Source organism: Methylobacterium sp. (assembly GCF_019745455.1).
Taxonomy (GTDB): Bacteria; Pseudomonadota; Alphaproteobacteria; order Rhizobiales; family Beijerinckiaceae; genus Methylobacterium.
This window is the reverse complement of the sequence record NZ_JAIETD010000052.1, coordinates 35,265-49,800: the sequence shown is the minus strand read 5'-3', so window position 1 is coordinate 49,800 and position 14,536 is coordinate 35,265. Positions and strand designations below refer to the sequence as shown.

Below are 14,536 nucleotides of genomic sequence, written 5' to 3'. Positions count from 1 at the left end.
GTTCACGTGGAACATAGCATGAACATCAGGAATCCGCTGCCTTTCCGAGCGCGACGAATCGCGCGCGTTCCTCCGGCGGCCGCAATCCGCGTGGTTCCCAGATGTGCTGGTCGAGGAAGTATCCCGTCAAGGTAAACCCGGCGGTAACGTCCTCGGTATCGGGGGGCGCGCTCATGGCGCCCTCTGCGCGCTCGCGCAGGAATGCCGGGAGCGGCAGCAGGCGGTCCTTGTAGGGCTCGCCCGCCGAGGCACTCACGGCACGGCCGCTTTTCGGCGAGACGTAGATCAGCGCGTCGTTGCCGCCGGTGGCGGCGCAGGCGGAGAGATCGAGGCCGAAGCCGAGCTCCGACAGGATCGCGAGCTCGAACCGCACCATCAGGGCGGGAGCGATGCCGGCGTCTCCGAGATGGGCGAGGAGCACTCGCGCCGCCTCGTAGAGCGCAGGGTGCGGATCGCGCTCGGGCAGAAGCCGCAGCAGGCCCGTCATGTGGCCGATGCCGTAGAGGGCGAAGCCCGACCCGAGAAGGCGCAAGGCGGCGAGGTCTACGGGCTCGATCGTGAAGGAGCCGAGGCTCTCGTCGAGCCGCGCTCTCCAGGTTGCCCGGACATGATTGCCCGGCTGCAGCACCGGCTGCATCCGCCGCGAGCGCCCGCCATGGACGAGGCCGAGATGGCGGCCGTACTCGGGCGTCATGAGTTCGAGGACGGTCCCGGTCTCGCCGTGACGCCTAAGGCCGAGCACCAGGCCCTCGTCGGTCCACTGCATCGCTTAAACTTAGAACCCGCCGCGCTTGAGCCGCATCACGGTGCGGTCGAGCGCCCCGAGATAGGCCGAGCGGTCGCGGGCCGAGAAGGGCTTCGGGCCGCCGGTGATCGCGCCCGCCTCGCGCAAGTCCTGCATCAGGTTGCGGGTGGCGAGGGCCATGCCGATGCCGCTCTCGCTGAATGGCTTGCCGGTGGGCGCCAGCACCTCGGCGCCGGCTTTCACGCAACGGCTGGCCAGCGGCACGTCGGCAGTGATGACGATGGTCCCCGGCCGCGCCCGCTCGGCGATCCAGTCGTCGGCGGCATCAAATCCGTCCGATACCACCACCCGCTCGATCCAGTCGGCGCGAGGCAGGGTCATGAAGCTGTTGGCGACGACGACCACATGGAGCCCGTAGCGCTCGGCGACGCGATAGGTCTCGTCTTTCACCGGGCAGGCATCGGCGTCGATATAGATGACGATTCCCGTCACCGTGCGACCCCGGCGGCGGTGCGGGACGGAGACGCATCCATGGCGATCGAGGCCGCCACTTCAGGCTTGTCGGCGATGCTTGGACCGCGCTCCAGGGTCGAGACGCTCAACGGCTGCCCGCGCCCGCGCAGGGCATGGGCGCCGAGCGCCCGCGAGCGGATGCCCGCCGGCAGCGGACCGAGCCGAGCCAGGAGGTCGTCCGAGATCAGGATCCCGGCATCGAGCGGCCGGCACAGGGCCTCGATCCGAGCGGTGACGTTCACAGTGTCGCCGAAATACGCGATCTTGTGCCGGTCGACCCCGACTTCCGCCGTGACGACCGAGCCGCCATGGAGGGCGGCGCGCAGGCGCGGCACAGTCCCGAAGCGGCTGCGCCAGAGTTCAGATTCCGCTTCCAGCCGGTCGAGGACGTCGAAGACGCAGGTGACGCAGCGGCCCTTCTTGAGGCCCCGTGCCATCGGCCAGGTGATCATCGCCATGTCGCCGATATAGTCGTCGGTGGAGCCGAGGTTGCGGCGGACCGGCTCTGAGAGGGCCGCGAAGATCGCCCCGAGATAAGCCTGGGCCTTCAGGTCGCCATGGGCTTCGGCGAAGGCTGTGGAGCCGACGACGTCGAGGAACAGGAAGATGCGTTCCTCGCGGACCGGGCGATGATAGCGGCCGACGAGGAAATTCACGAAAACCTCGCCGCCGATGAGGTCGCGCATGCGGATCACGAAGACGAGGAGCGCCGAGACCGCGAGGGAATAGGCGAGTACGCGCGGCGTGATCCGCACCGCCTCGGCGAGGCTGTCCTGGGTGAGCCCGAGAGCCCAGACCACGACGCCGCCGCCGGCGATGCCGAGCGCGATCATCAGCACATAGGCGAGTTCGGCGGCCGGCACGTAGAACCAGGCCGGCAGGCGCCGCATCCGGCTCTGGAGTCCGGCCAGGATCATGCCGCGATCGAAGGCGAGCACCGTACCGCCGACGGCGAGCCCATAGGCAAGGCCGGCGAGGGGAGTGGCGCCTCCGGCAAACAGCATGTTGTAGAGGAGGCCCGCCGCGCCGCAGGCGAGAAGAATGACGACCCAGAACCAGCGGTGCTGCGGCAGCATCAGACCAGGCTCCGCGTGACGCCAGTCGTCGCCCGGCCTGCGCGACGTTGGGGCAAGGCGGCGGTTCGCACGGTCTGACCTCGAGATCTGCCTCGCTGCGGCGCCCGGCGCGCCGCATCAAGGCCTGAGCCTTGAACACCGGCGCATGATGGCGTGAATAAGGCCGGCAGCACAGCGAGGGATCGGCAATGATCGAACGGCATTTCGGTGAAGAAGGGCCGCCGGTGCCGGTGATCGGCCAGGGTACATGGCGTATCGACGACAGCGCCCACGAAGATGCGATCGCTGCCCTGCGTGCAGGACTCGATGCCGGGCTCACACACATCGACACCGCCGAGATGTATGGCGGCGCCAAAGCGGTCGTTGCGGAGGCCATCGCCGGCCGTCGCGACGAGGTCTTCCTCGTCTCGAAAGTGGTGCCTGGCAACGCCTCGCGCAGAGGCGTCGTCGCGGCCTGCGAGGCCTCGCTCAGGCGCCTCGGCACCGATCATCTCGACAGCTACCTGCTGCACTGGCCGGGACAGCATCCGATCGAGGAGACCATCGCGGGGTTCGAGGCCCTGATGGGTGTCGGCAAGATCCTGTCCTGGGGCGTCAGCAATTTCGATGTGCCCGATCTCGAAGAGGCTTTGCGGGTCGCCGGGCCGGGAGCCATCGCCTGCAACCAGGTCCCCTACCACCTCAAGGAACGGGCGATCGAGCACGAGGTGCTTCCCTGGTGCCGGAGAAACGGCATCGTCGTCGTCGGCTACTCGCCCTTCGGCAGCGGCGATTTTCCAGGTCCCCGCACCACCGGAGGCCGGGCGCTCGCCGCCATTGCCGCCCGGCATGACACAACGCCTTACGGCGTCGCGCTAGCCTTCCTGACGCGTCTGGAAGGTACCTTGACGATCCCGAAGACCGCGACCGCCTCGCGGGCCCTCGAGAACGCGGCGGCCGGCGAGGTCACACTTGATGCAGGCGACCTCGCCGCGATCGAGGCGGCTTTTCCATTGGGAAAGCGGCCTCGCACGCTGCCGATGATCTGACCTACATCCCGACCCCGTTTATGGAACAACGGTTCGTCGCAATGATAGCCGCTGGCATCCGACTACACCGCTCTTCTTATTTTCTACAGACAAAGCCCAACGCCGAATAAATGCTAAGATAATTGTCTTTAATGTAAGCATTTTCGGAAATAAAATAGCGACTATTGTCTCAGCGATATTTGATAATTGCTCGCACGCTTCTGCTTAAGTCAATATTTGTTGTGCGAACGATAGAATATAACAATTATTTAGCGAAAAATACGGTCGCGTAAAAGTTAGTTGATCAGGTTTAGGGAATTTCGGCGTCATTAGCAGTTCGTTTTGGAGTTTCGATTCATTCTGGGCTTGAGAAACGCCAGTCCGAGTCCGTCATGACAATCCGCACCCGCTTGCTCGCCGCCCTCTGCGGATTGTTCCTCTGCATCGTCCTGAATGCGGCCAGCGGCTTCTTCGCATCGAGTACGGCGCATGTCGGCTTGACGTCGATCCACGATGAAAGCGTCATCGCCCTGCGCGATCTGAAGATCGTCGCCGACATGTATGCGGTGAACATCGTCGACGCCTCACACAAGGTCCGCAACGGCAACTTCACCTGGGAGGAAGGTTTCGCCGCAGTGACAGAGGCGAAGCAGAAGATCGAGCGGCATTGGAGCACGTTCTCCGCCGCCAACGCCCGCACGGACGCTGAAGTCGCCTCCGCCCGCGAAGTCGTGCGCAGTTCGTCCGATGCGGACGCGACGATCAACGAGATCCTCTCGATGTTGCGCCGGCGCGACACTGCCGGGCTCGAGCGCCTGATCAAGACCGAGCTCTATCAGAGCATCGATCCGGTGAGCGAGGCAGTCAGCAAGCTCATCGACCTGCAGCTCCAGAACGGGACGGCCACCTACGGCAACACTGAAGCCGCTCTGATCCAGACGCGGTGGGTGAGCATCGCGGCTTTGATCCTCGCTGCCCTGACGCTCTGCTTCGCGCTCTGGACGACCATCCGGCAGACCATTCAGCCCCTGCATCGCCTCACTGACGCCATGCGCCGACTTTCAAGCGGCGAGCTCGACGTGGTGGTTCCGGGGGCCTCGAGACGGGACGAGCTCGGCGGCATGGCTCAAGCCGTGGAGGTGTTCAAGCAGAACGCCATCGAGAACACTCATCTCACAGCGCAGACCCTTTCCGAACAGGGGCGCAAGGAAGAGCGCGCCCGCGCGGTCGAGCACATGATCCGATCCTTCGACGCGGCGGCCAGCGAGGCCATGCGATGCGTCACCGGCACGACGCAGAACCTGACCGAGACGGCCAGGATGGTGGCGGGCGTGGCGAACCGCACCGATCAGGAGGCCGGTCAGGCATCGAATGCCGCGCAAAGCACATCGGCCTCGGTCCAGACCGTTGCGTCCGCAACCGAGGAGCTGTCCATCACCGCCAAGGAAATCGCGTCCCAGGTTGCAGCCTCGGCCGACGCCGCAGGCCGGGCCGTCGAGGGCGCGCAGCGTACCGACGCGAAGGTTCAGACCCTGGCCGGCGGCGCCGCCAGGATCGGGGCCGTGGTCGAGCTCATTCGCTCGATCGCGGAACAGACCAATCTCCTGGCACTCAATGCCACCATCGAGGCGGCACGCGCCGGAGAAGCGGGCCGGGGCTTTGCAGTGGTGGCCGCCGAGGTGAAGACCCTCGCGGGCCAGACCGCCAAAGCCACGGAGGAGATTTCGGGTCAGATCGCCGAGATCCAGGCGGCAACCCATGAGGCGGTCGATGCCGTCCAGGGGATCGGCGCGACCATTGCCGAGGTGCACCAGATCGCGACCGCCGTGGCGTCGGCGATCGAGCAGCAGCAGAGCGCGACGGGCGAGATCGCCCGCTCCATCGCGCAGGCGGCGCGGGGCACAGACGAGGTGACGGGCAGCATCGCCAACGTGAAGGCGGCGGCGGGCACGACCGATCAAGCCGCGGCTCAGGTGCTGCGCGCAGGATCGGAGCTGGCCGCGCAGTCTCAGACGCTCGAAGCCGCCATCGCCCGCTTCCTGGTGGACGTCCGAGCCGCATGAGAGCGACGCTATCTGCCGCCGGCTCGCCTTCGCCAGGCTGCGCCGACAGGGCAGGGAAGTCAGCGACGGCTCATCCCAGGCAGGTCACCAAGGCAGGCAGCGCAGGGTCAAGAGATCGTCGAGGGTCAGCGTGATCCCGAAGATCAGCGGGCGCCACGCCGGCATCGTCGCAAGCACCAGGGCCGGACACAGCACCAGCCATGGCAGCACGGCCTTGATGCCGGCCCAGCGGCGCGGGCGCTCGAGCGTCACCGCGCCAGTCCCCCGTCGTCCACACTCCGTCCAGGCTCGGCACGTCCCGCCCTCACCAGCAGCCAACCGGCGATGAGCATGGCGAGCCCCCAGGCCAGGAAGGCGAGGTCCCAGTAGACCCATTGCTCCCGCGGCACACGCTCATTGACGTGGTGCACGCCGAGGATCTGGTGGTCGATGACACCCTCGACGAGGTTGAACAGGCCCCATCCGATGAGGAGGGTTCCGGCCATGAGCTTGCCGGACCAGGTGAAATGGCGCCGCTGTGCCCTGCGCCACAGGATGAAGAGGCCGACCGTGACGAACACGTAGGTGGCGCTGTGAAACACGCCATCCCAGAGCGTGTTGAGCTCGAGGTTCGGAATCGAGTCGATCGGATACCAGCTGCTCAGCATGTGGTGCCATTGAAGCACCTGATGCAGGACGATTCCGTCGAAGAAGCCGCCGAGGCCGAGGCCGAACAGGATGCCCGCACTCAGAGGGAAGGAGCGATCCTGGGCCTCCGCGTTAACGGCCATGCCGTCCCCTTGGTGATGACCCTGCATGGCGTGGAAGGCACGCCAGGACGCGGCTCAAGCTAGCTCCCTCGCAAACCGCGGGAGGGAGCGGCCTGTTCCTCCCACCTTTGCGTCACGCATGGCATCATGTCCGGTTCGTGCGCGGCCTGATCTCGCAGGAACGTTGGCGGGAAGGCGAGGTTGACGGGGAGAAAACCAGGGAGATCGCCCATGTCGGCACCGAGCAGCCTGAAAGACGTCTATCTCGATGAGCTGAAAGACAATTGGTCGGCCAACGATCAGATGGCCCGCACGACGCAGGAACTGACCAAGCAGGCGAGCGACGGCAAGCTGAAGCAGATGCTGGAGAGCTCCGTCGAAGGCATCAACAAGCATACCGGCATGCTCAAGAGCCTGATCGAGCAGTCGGGCGGTCAAGTCGAGCCCGAGCATTGCAAGGGCATGGAAGGCTTGGTCAAGGAAGCACGCAAGCATGTCCTGGAAGAAGCGCCGCAGGATGCCAAGCTTCGGGACGTGACGATCGTCGCCCAGTACCAGCGCATGGCCCATTACGGCCTCGCCGGATTCGGCACGGCTGCGGCCTACGCCAAGGCCTTGGGCAAGTCGGACGACGAGGCGAAGCTCAAGCAGGCCGTTTCCGAGATCTACAAGGCCGACGAATTCGCCAGCCACCTCGCAGAGAACCTGCAGAAGGTCGCCGCCTGATCAGCTGGCTTTGCCGACCGGGTTGAATTCTGCGTTTCCAAAGACAGTCGCCTTTATGGCAACGCCGCTGCAAGCGGGGCTCGACCCTTGCAGCGGCGCGACGCATGTCTGCTCGCGGACGGTCTCGATAGGCAAAAAGCGGACGCGGTGAGCGGCCGATCCGAAGGCCATCGTGCCTACTCGCCGACCCCGAACAGTTTCTCGAGGAAGTTCCGGTCGTCCTGGCTCGGTCCGCGCCCGCGCTGGCTGGTGGCGACCTTCGGCGGTCCGGGTGCCGGCTGTGGCTCGCCCAGGAGCGTTCCGAGAAGGCCGCCCGGAGTGCTTCCGGTAACGGCAGGAGCCTCGGCCGGACCGCGCTGGCGCCAGCGCCCCGCGCCCGGGAGCATGGTGGGAGTCTGCCCCTTCAGAGCGGTCGTCATGAAGGTTTTCCAGATCTCGCCCGGCAGGTTGCCGCCGGAGACTTTCTTGGTCGGCTCGCCGTCGTCGTTGCCGAGCCAGACGCCGGTCACGAGTGTCGAGGAGAAGCCGATGAACCAGGCATCGCGGAAATCCTGGCTGGTGCCGGTTTTACCCGCGAGATCCCAGCCCGGCACCTCGGCTTTCTTGGCGGTGCCCGAGACGAATGTCTCGTGCATCATCGCGTTCATCATCGAAACGGCGTTTGCATCGACGACCCGGCCGAGACCGCCCTCGTTCCGCTTGTAGAGGAGCTTGCCGTCACCCCCTTTCACGCTTGCGACGACGTAGGGGATGACGCCCGAGCCGCCGTTAGCGAAAGCGGCATAGGCACCGACGAGTTCGAGTGGCGTGACCTCAGACGTGCCGAGCGCGATCGAGCCGTTGGCCTGGAGGGCCGAGGAGATGCCGAGGCGCTGGGCGGTCTGCACCACCGTCTTGGGGCCGACTTCCTGGCCAAGCCGAACGGCGATCGTGTTGAGCGACAACGCCAACGCCTCGCGCAGGGTGACGGCGCCGCGGTAATCGCGAGAGTAGTTCTCCGGCGACCAGCCCTTGATGCTGATCGGGGCGTCGTCGCGGACGCTCTCGGGCGTCAGCCCGCGTTCGACGGCGGCGAGGTAGACGAAGGGCTTGAAGGCCGAGCCCGGCTGGCGCTTGGCCGTGGTGGCGCGGTTGAACTGGCTGTGGGCGTAGTCTCGGCCGCCGATCAGGGCGCGGATGGCGCCGTCGGGCTTCATCGAGACTACCGCGCCCTGGGCGACGTTGTAGCGGCCTCCCTTGAGGTTCAGTTCGTCGACGAGGGCCTTTTCGGCTGCGACCTGCAGCGCCGTATCGACGGTGGTCTGCACGATGATGTCGGATTCGAATTTCGGCACGTAATCGTCGAGCACGTCCATCACGAGATCGGCCACGTAGTTGGCCGAGCCGCCGCCGCCCGAGCGGGCGGGCTTGGCGGGGTTTGCCAGCGCCGCTTTGACGTCCGCGGGCTTGGCAAAGCCCAACTCTTCCATGGCGGCGAGCACCTGCGCGGCGCGGGCTTGGGCGGCAGGCAGGTTGCGGTTGGGGGCGAGGCGCGAGGGCGCCTGGACGAGGCCGCCGAGCATCGCGGCCTCCGCCAGCGTCACGGCCTTGGCAGGCTTGCCGAAATAGCGCTGGGCCGCGGCCTCGACGCCGTAGGCGCCGGCGCCGAAATAGACCCGATTGAGGTAGAGTTCGAGGATGCCGTCCTTCGAATAGGTGTGCTCCAGCCACAAGGCCAGGATCGCCTCCTGGATCTTTCGGGATGCGGACCGCTCGGGCGTCAGGAACAGGTTCTTGGCGAGCTGCTGCGTCAGGGTCGAGCCGCCCTGCGAGACGCCGCGCCGCGTGATGTTCTGCGCGGCCGCACGGGCGATGCCGACGGGATCGACGCCGAAATGAGAGTAGAATCGCCGATCCTCGATCGCCACGAAGGCCCGCGGCAGGTAGGGCGGCAATTCCTTGATGCTTACGACCCGTCCGCCGGTCTCACCACGGTTGGCGAGGAGCGAGCCGTCGCTCGCCAGGATCGCGATATTGGGCGGCCGCTTCGGCACGGCGAGTTGGTCGATCGGCGGTAGTTGCGAGGCATGGTAGGCGATGAGACCGGCGAGGCCGATCACGCACCACAGGCCGAGCACGACCCCGGCATAGACGAGACGCCCCAGAAAGGAGCGCCGGCGCCGGCCCTTCTTGACGGCCGGGCTGCGGCGCGGCGCTGCCTTCATGCCGCGCTCTCCTTTATCCGTTGGCCGGCTTACGGCGCGATCCTCCCGCGACAGGCGTAGGTCGAGCTTCGAGCCGCCGCCGATGCGCCCCTCGGGCACATCGAAATTCGGTTCGTTCCTGCTGCTGCGCCCGCGTCCGTTCGCCATGCGTCGTTGCCGTCCCCCGAAGATGCTGCCGGCTCTCGGGCGCCCTTACGCGACCCCCGCCGGAGGAACCCTGGCGGGACGCGCCGAGCGCCTGCTCCCCGAGCCAAACGGCATCGGTTCCGCACGGTAAATACGGCAGGTTTAAGGGGCGTTAACCGTCTGAAATTCAACGCTTTGAGATCGCAGCCGAAGTCGGGCGGCTCGGCGCCCGCCTGCAGGACGGAGCGAAAAAGCGGCGTCTGCGTAAAGGTTTGGGGCGACGGGTCCCGGACCAGTCAACCGAACTGCGCGCCGATGGTCTCGTCGTCGCGCCAGGTGACCTGGCAGATCCGCGCGCCGTCGAGGCAGGGCGATGTCAGCACGAAGGTATGGGGCACGGCACTCGTGCCCGGCATCGTGAGGCGCACGCCCCCTTGCGAGAGATCGTAGACGATGCAGGGCAGGGATGTGTGCTCATCGACGGCGATAGAGCCGATCTCGTCGATGCGCTGACGCGGTGAGAGGCGACGTTCGAGCATGGGACATTCCTATTCGCACCCTCAGCATGCCTGCCATGCGTTTAAGGAGTGCGGTAAGGAAAGACTCGGATTTGTCGCAACTCGCTTGCGCCTCTAGAAAACTGACGCTTCGAAAGCCGTGGTCGCCTGCCAAGACCGAGACGGCCCGCGAATAGGCATTGCATGGACAACATCATTCGGCCCGCCTTCGGCAAGCCCCGTGAGGCGAGGGCCGCGATCGACTCCAGGGTCGAGGTCACCACCGAGCGCGTCTACGGCGAGGCGAATGGCTATCGCGTCTGTCTCGTGCGCGACGAGGACGCGGTGGAAGGCAGCGTGCTGAAGGTGGTGGTCGGCAAGCTCTCCGGGATGGAGGTCAGCACCGTCGCCGTACTGGCGGCGGGATCGGAGGGAGAGGTCGATGCCGAACTTGTGGCCTTGGCGATCCTTCGGACTCTGAGTCTCGTCGAGGTGGAAGCCGTTTCGCCGAGCGCCTGATGCGCTATCGCCTCCTGATCTGACGGCCCGCCTGGGCGACCATCTGGGCGAACGCCATCGCGGCAGCAGAGGCCTGGACCTCGCTTGGATAGGCGACGGACGATCGCGCGATCTCGCTCCCCGCGTTATCGCACAGACACCATGCCCATTGACCAGGGCCATCCTGATTCAACGCGAAATGCATATCGACCTCGCCCGGTGCCACCGCGAGGCGAGCATGACTCACGAATCGCGTCAAGAGTCGGTACCTCGCCAGCCTTCCAAGCGCGCGCCGGCAAAATTCCCCGCTATCCACACCGCTCCATCGCGCTCGCCAGATCTTACGGGCATTTCGTTCTTGATATGTTCTTAAACGAGCATCGGCGTTGGTTCAGACGACCTCTTCCGGCACGAACATCTCGCTGTCCGATGCGACAGTTGCGGCCCAGACTTTTCTGAGGCGGTGCACGCCGATGCCGCCTGCGCACTGCTAAGGGCGACCGAAAACTTGATCGCCTGCGAGGAGCGCTGCGCCGGCCGTGTCGCGGTGTTCGGGGCCATGCTGGCAGGCGGGCTCATCCGCGTGGGACTTCGGGTGCCGAAGCGTTGAGGACGATCCCCGACGCCACGCTCCGCGGGCGGATGCGACGTCAGCCGGCGCGGATGCTATCGCCGTCCTGAGACAGGGCGGAGCGCGCGAGCTTGTCCGGCCCGATATCGTCCGCCGTGTAGCCGAGTGTCTCGGCGAGGCGCTCGCGGGCGCGCCACAACCGGCTCTTCACCGTGCCGATCTTGCATCCCATCACGGTGGCGGCTTCCTCGTAGCTGAGGTTGTCGATCGCGACGAGCGTCAGCGTTCGACCCATCTCCGGCGGAAGACGGGCGATCGCCGCCTTCATGTCCTGCAGGTCTAGGCTGCCGCCCTGAGCCGGGAGCGAGACAAGTTGCGCGGCGTAGCTGCCGTCGCCGTCCTCGACCTCGTGGGAGCGCTTGCGCTGGTTCGAATAGAAGGTGTTGCGCATGATCACGCTGAGCCAGGCCGGCAAGTTGGTGCCGCTGACGAACTGATGCCTGTACTTCCAAGCCCGCAGCAGCGTGTCCTGGACGAGATCCTCGGCGCGGCCCGGGTTCTTCGTCAGCGACAGGGCAAAGCGGTGCAGGAGCGTCATGTTCTCCTGCAGGCCCACGCGGATCTCTGCGGCAAGCTGCGCATCGCCGCCACGGGCGAGAGCATCTTCGAGCTGCGCGAGAAGTTCCGTGACCCTTTCGGACGGGGTCCAGGGCACGTCTGTATAGGCTTCCCTGAGGGAAGCGCCGAGATGAAACCGGACGAACGCCGGTAACTCTGCATCGGTGGTGCGTGACTGTGTGATGAGACCGTCTCCCGGACTGGGCCAAGGATGACGGTCGGACGAGTCGAGGCCCGCCCCGTTCCATTCCCCGGCGATGGCGGGAGGTTCCGGGAAACGGACCGTTGCTGCATCAACACACGTTAGGTGCATACGTATTGTTGAAAACCAGTCGACGGCCGCCGCGGCTCAGGCTGGTCCCTCGCGTTCGCCGGGCAAGGCGTTCAGGCGGTCGGCGAGGCTCGTTTCGTATTGCACGAGCTCCTTTCCGCGCTTGATTGCACGATAGAATTCTCTCGCCTCGATCTCCTTGTAGATGTCCTGGATGAAGGGCGCCGTGCTCGGCACCGCCGCCATCAGCTCGCTTGCCTGCGCGATGAACAGGTTCTCGGCCGCAGCGGGATCGTCGGACAGGTACATCACCGTGAGCGTGAGATAGAGGCGCTTGCAGGCGGTATCCGCCTCGCTCTCGGTGATCACGTCGCTCTCGCGCAGGAACTTCGTCACCGTCTCGATGATGAAGCTCGCCCGGCGCGAGCCGTTTCGGATCGCCGCATTGCCGATGAGCAGCCGCTCGAACGGCTTCAGTTCGATCTTCAGGGGCATGGCTCTCGTCTCCGCTGGAAACGGACCATCGGGTTTTATGGTTAATGAAGGGTGAAGAATTGACAGTCGTGTCGTGGCTAAGTCGTTGAACAATATAGTTTGGCGATTGTTGACGCGAAAAATCACGGATGATTGAAAGGATGCGTTGACGTCATGGCTTAAGAGCTTCGCAACGCCTCCATGGTTCTTTGGCGACGCTCCCAAAAGGGGGCTTCCAGATCAAAAGGATCAGCCACCATGTCCTCAGGCGTCACCCTTACCTCCGCGACCCGCCAGAACCTGCTCTCGCTTCAGGGCACGGCTGATCTCGTCGCCACCACCCAGAACCGTCTCTCGACCGGCAAGAAGGTCAACTCGGCCCTCGACGACCCGACGAGCTTCTTCACCTCGCAGGCCCTGTCGGGCCGCTCCGGCGATCTCGGCGCGCTCCTCAACGGCATCTCGAACGGCGTCCAGACCATCCAGGCCGCCAACCAGGGCATCACCTCGATCCAGAAGCTGGTCGACTCTGCTAAGTCCACGGCCAACCAGGCGCTGGCCGACAAGAGCGCGATCTCCAGCGGCAAGCCGGCTTCGGCAGCTGCAGTGAGCGCTAGCGTTGCCTTCCAGTCCGGCACCACCGACGGCACTCGCGACTTCTCTTCGCTTGCCAAGGACGGCTCGATCGATATCTCGCTCGATGGTGGCCTCAGCAAGACAACAATCCGTCTTGATTCCTCGACCCTTAAGGGCTCGGTCAGCGACCTTACGAAGGTAACGGGCGAGCAGGTTGTGTCGGCCATCAACAGCCAGATCAGCGGCAGCAGCACGCTGAAGGGCAAGGTCTCCGCCGCTCTCGGCAGCGACGGGCGCATCAACCTCACGACCACTTCTGCTGGTGCTACGCAGAAGCTCAACGTCTCGGGTTCGACCAACGCAACGCTCGACATCGGCTTCGGCAAGTCGGCGACAGCTCCGACCGCAGCGACGCGCACAGCAGGTGCCGCCTCTGCTGTCACGACCTTCAGTGCTACGGCCGGATCCTACCTCACCGTCAGCGATGGCGTGAACAACACGGACATCGCCCTGGACGCCACGACCTTGAAGGCCGACGGAACGGCCCTGGGAACGAGCCCGACCGCTGACAACCTGGCCGACGCAATCAACGTCCAGCTCAAGGCTGCAAATTCGACGCTCACCGCCAGCAACAGCGGTGGTAGCCTGCGCTTTACGTCTGAGGACCTCGGCTCCAGCGCGTCGATCACCGTTGCTGTCAAAGCCCCGCCCACCGGCAATACTCAGGTGGACGTTGGGTTTGGTGTGACGACTGGTGCTGCTACTGGCGCACTTGTTGTGGGAGCTGCGGGTTCGGCAGTTGTTGGCCTTTCCGCTACCGGTTCTGACGCTTCGGACGGTTCGGCCAAGGCGAGCCTCACCGGCTCTGTGGTCGTACCGGTTGGTCCGACAGACTTCTCCACACCGAAGGACGCATCCTTCACGATCAAGCTCGGCGATGCACCTGCCAAGACGATCAACCTCAAGGGCGGCACTGGCGGTACTCTCGACGCCAATGCCACGCCTGCCGAGATCGTGGCGTCGATCAACACCCAGTTCAAGGCCGATACGGGTCTGAGCGGCAAGGTCGAGGCTAGCCTCGACAGCGCCGGTAAGCTCCAGATCAACTCGACTGCGACGGGTGTGAGCCAGAAAATCACGATCCAGGCTGCTCAGACGACCACCGGCGCCGACGAAATTGATATCGGCTTCGGGAAGAAGACTGCCGCTGCTGTCGAGGTGTCCTCGACGGGCAAAGACAGCACCGGCTCGACCAACTCGACCCGCACGTCGCTGGCCAAGCAGTTCAACGAGCTGCTGAACCAGATCACCCAGCAGGCCAAGGACTCGAGCTACAACGGCATCAACCTGCTGTACCGCTCGGGCACCGACGAGAAGGAGAACTCGCTGAAGGTGACCTTCAACGAGACCGGTTCGTCGAGCATCACCATCACGGGCGCCAAGCTCGACTCCGACGGCCTCGGCCTCACCTCCGTGACCGGCGGCTTCCAGAACGACGACGAGATCAACAAGACGCTGACGGCCATCACGGCGGCCACCAGCCAGCTTCGCGCCCAGTCCTCGACCTTCGGCTCCAACCTCTCGGTTGTGCAGAACCGTCAGGACTTCTCGAAGAACCTGATCAACATCCTCGACACCGGCTCGGCCAACCTGACGAACGCGGACCTCAACGAGGAAGCCGCCAACTCCCAGGCCCTGTCGACCCGCCAGTCGCTCGGCATCTCGGCGCTCTCGCTCGCCAATCAGGCGAACCAGGGCATCCTGCAGCTCCTCCGCTAAGGGCGGAAGCGGCCCCGGAGACGGGGCCGCTCTCGACCCAGCG

The 14,536-nt window shown here is 65.2% G+C and carries 14 protein-coding genes; 5 read left to right on the top strand and 9 right to left on the bottom strand.

The features are described 5' to 3' along the window. Window positions 1-25 precede the first annotated feature (25 nt). Genes recO through K2Y56_RS13045 form a run of 3 tightly spaced genes read right to left on the bottom strand, consistent with a single transcriptional unit; the run spans window position 26 to window position 2,334 of the window. A complete protein-coding gene (recO, locus tag K2Y56_RS13055; protein WP_292507891.1) occupies window positions 26-766 on the bottom strand; it encodes a DNA repair protein RecO in 741 nt (246 codons plus the stop codon). A gap of 9 nt (window positions 767-775) precedes the next feature. Beyond that, window positions 776-1,237: a YaiI/YqxD family protein gene (locus tag K2Y56_RS13050; RefSeq protein ID WP_292507888.1), complete on the bottom strand. Its 462-nt coding sequence runs from the start codon at window positions 1,235-1,237 to the stop codon at window positions 776-778. After that, window positions 1,234-2,334, bottom strand: coding sequence for an adenylate/guanylate cyclase domain-containing protein (locus K2Y56_RS13045; RefSeq protein WP_292507885.1), 1,101 nt, complete (start codon window positions 2,332-2,334; stop codon window positions 1,234-1,236). Before K2Y56_RS13045 ends, K2Y56_RS13050 begins: the two co-directional genes overlap by 4 nt. Before the next feature lie 188 nt (window positions 2,335-2,522). Here K2Y56_RS13045 and K2Y56_RS13040 point away from each other — a divergent pair, with 188 nt between their 5' ends. Continuing rightward, window positions 2,523-3,362, top strand: a complete 840-nt coding sequence (locus K2Y56_RS13040; protein ID WP_292507883.1) for an aldo/keto reductase — start codon at window positions 2,523-2,525, stop codon at window positions 3,360-3,362. Window positions 3,363-3,733: 371 nt separating this feature from the next. Further along, window positions 3,734-5,404: a methyl-accepting chemotaxis protein gene (locus K2Y56_RS13035; protein ID WP_292507881.1), complete on the top strand. Its 1,671-nt coding sequence runs from the start codon at window positions 3,734-3,736 to the stop codon at window positions 5,402-5,404. Between the two features lie 84 nt (window positions 5,405-5,488). Here K2Y56_RS13035 and K2Y56_RS13030 read toward each other — a convergent pair whose 3' ends face one another. Then, a complete protein-coding gene (locus K2Y56_RS13030; protein ID WP_292507880.1) occupies window positions 5,489-5,656 on the bottom strand; it encodes a hypothetical protein in 168 nt (55 codons plus the stop codon). Further along, the gene (locus tag K2Y56_RS13025) at window positions 5,653-6,174 is read right to left on the bottom strand and encodes a DUF2243 domain-containing protein (RefSeq protein WP_292507878.1); all 522 of its coding nucleotides are present in this window, start codon (window positions 6,172-6,174) and stop codon (window positions 5,653-5,655) included. Before K2Y56_RS13025 ends, K2Y56_RS13030 begins: the two co-directional genes overlap by 4 nt. A gap of 210 nt (window positions 6,175-6,384) precedes the next feature. Here K2Y56_RS13025 and K2Y56_RS13020 point away from each other — a divergent pair, with 210 nt between their 5' ends. Further along, complete coding sequence (locus K2Y56_RS13020; protein ID WP_292507876.1) at window positions 6,385-6,879, top strand: DUF892 family protein; 495 nt, start codon at window positions 6,385-6,387, stop codon at window positions 6,877-6,879. A 176-nt stretch (window positions 6,880-7,055) separates the two neighbouring features. On the opposite strand, the gene K2Y56_RS13015 is transcribed toward K2Y56_RS13020, so the two are convergent. Together K2Y56_RS13015 and K2Y56_RS13010 are read right to left on the bottom strand one after the other, a co-directional pair. Continuing rightward, window positions 7,056-9,230, bottom strand: a complete 2,175-nt coding sequence (locus tag K2Y56_RS13015; protein ID WP_292507875.1) for a transglycosylase domain-containing protein — start codon at window positions 9,228-9,230, stop codon at window positions 7,056-7,058. 275 nt (window positions 9,231-9,505) lie between these two features. Continuing rightward, window positions 9,506-9,748: a PilZ domain-containing protein gene (locus K2Y56_RS13010; RefSeq protein ID WP_292507873.1), complete on the bottom strand. Its 243-nt coding sequence runs from the start codon at window positions 9,746-9,748 to the stop codon at window positions 9,506-9,508. Window positions 9,749-9,910: 162 nt separating this feature from the next. Here K2Y56_RS13010 and K2Y56_RS13005 point away from each other — a divergent pair, with 162 nt between their 5' ends. After that, entirely contained in the window at window positions 9,911-10,225 is a 315-nt protein-coding gene (locus K2Y56_RS13005) for a hypothetical protein (RefSeq protein ID WP_292507872.1), read from the top strand. A 629-nt stretch (window positions 10,226-10,854) separates the two neighbouring features. On the opposite strand, the gene K2Y56_RS13000 is transcribed toward K2Y56_RS13005, so the two are convergent. Then, window positions 10,855-11,490 carry a sigma-70 family RNA polymerase sigma factor gene (locus tag K2Y56_RS13000; RefSeq protein WP_292507870.1) on the bottom strand — a complete coding sequence of 212 codons (636 nt, stop codon included), beginning with the start codon at window positions 11,488-11,490 and terminating at the stop codon, window positions 10,855-10,857. A 252-nt stretch (window positions 11,491-11,742) separates the two neighbouring features. After that, complete coding sequence (locus K2Y56_RS12995) at window positions 11,743-12,159, bottom strand: flagellar biosynthesis repressor FlbT (RefSeq protein WP_292507869.1); 417 nt, start codon at window positions 12,157-12,159, stop codon at window positions 11,743-11,745. A gap of 237 nt (window positions 12,160-12,396) precedes the next feature. Between K2Y56_RS12995 and K2Y56_RS12990 the strand changes: the two genes are divergently transcribed. Next, the gene (locus K2Y56_RS12990) at window positions 12,397-14,493 is read left to right on the top strand and encodes a flagellin (RefSeq protein WP_292507867.1); all 2,097 of its coding nucleotides are present in this window, start codon (window positions 12,397-12,399) and stop codon (window positions 14,491-14,493) included. The last annotated feature ends 43 nt before the right edge of the window (window positions 14,494-14,536 follow it).

What these genes read in the sequence shown, in the direction of transcription:
- K2Y56_RS13005 (WP_292507872.1), top strand. Translation starts at nt 9,911, where the DNA reads ATGGACAACATCATTCGGCCCGCCTTCGGCAAGCCCCGTGAGGCGAGG.
- K2Y56_RS13025 (WP_292507878.1), bottom strand. Translation starts at nt 6,174, where the DNA reads ATGGCCGTTAACGCGGAGGCCCAGGATCGCTCCTTCCCTCTGAGTGCG.
- K2Y56_RS12995 (WP_292507869.1), bottom strand. Translation starts at nt 12,159, where the DNA reads ATGCCCCTGAAGATCGAACTGAAGCCGTTCGAGCGGCTGCTCATCGGC.
- K2Y56_RS13015 (WP_292507875.1), bottom strand. Translation starts at nt 9,230, where the DNA reads ATGGCGAACGGACGCGGGCGCAGCAGCAGGAACGAACCGAATTTCGAT.
- K2Y56_RS13010 (WP_292507873.1), bottom strand. Translation starts at nt 9,748, where the DNA reads ATGCTCGAACGTCGCCTCTCACCGCGTCAGCGCATCGACGAGATCGGC.
- K2Y56_RS13040 (WP_292507883.1), top strand. Translation starts at nt 2,523, where the DNA reads ATGATCGAACGGCATTTCGGTGAAGAAGGGCCGCCGGTGCCGGTGATC.
- K2Y56_RS13020 (WP_292507876.1), top strand. Translation starts at nt 6,385, where the DNA reads ATGTCGGCACCGAGCAGCCTGAAAGACGTCTATCTCGATGAGCTGAAA.
- K2Y56_RS13045 (WP_292507885.1), bottom strand. Translation starts at nt 2,334, where the DNA reads ATGCTGCCGCAGCACCGCTGGTTCTGGGTCGTCATTCTTCTCGCCTGC.
- recO (WP_292507891.1), bottom strand. Translation starts at nt 766, where the DNA reads ATGCAGTGGACCGACGAGGGCCTGGTGCTCGGCCTTAGGCGTCACGGC.
- K2Y56_RS12990 (WP_292507867.1), top strand. Translation starts at nt 12,397, where the DNA reads ATGTCCTCAGGCGTCACCCTTACCTCCGCGACCCGCCAGAACCTGCTC.
- K2Y56_RS13035 (WP_292507881.1), top strand. Translation starts at nt 3,734, where the DNA reads ATGACAATCCGCACCCGCTTGCTCGCCGCCCTCTGCGGATTGTTCCTC.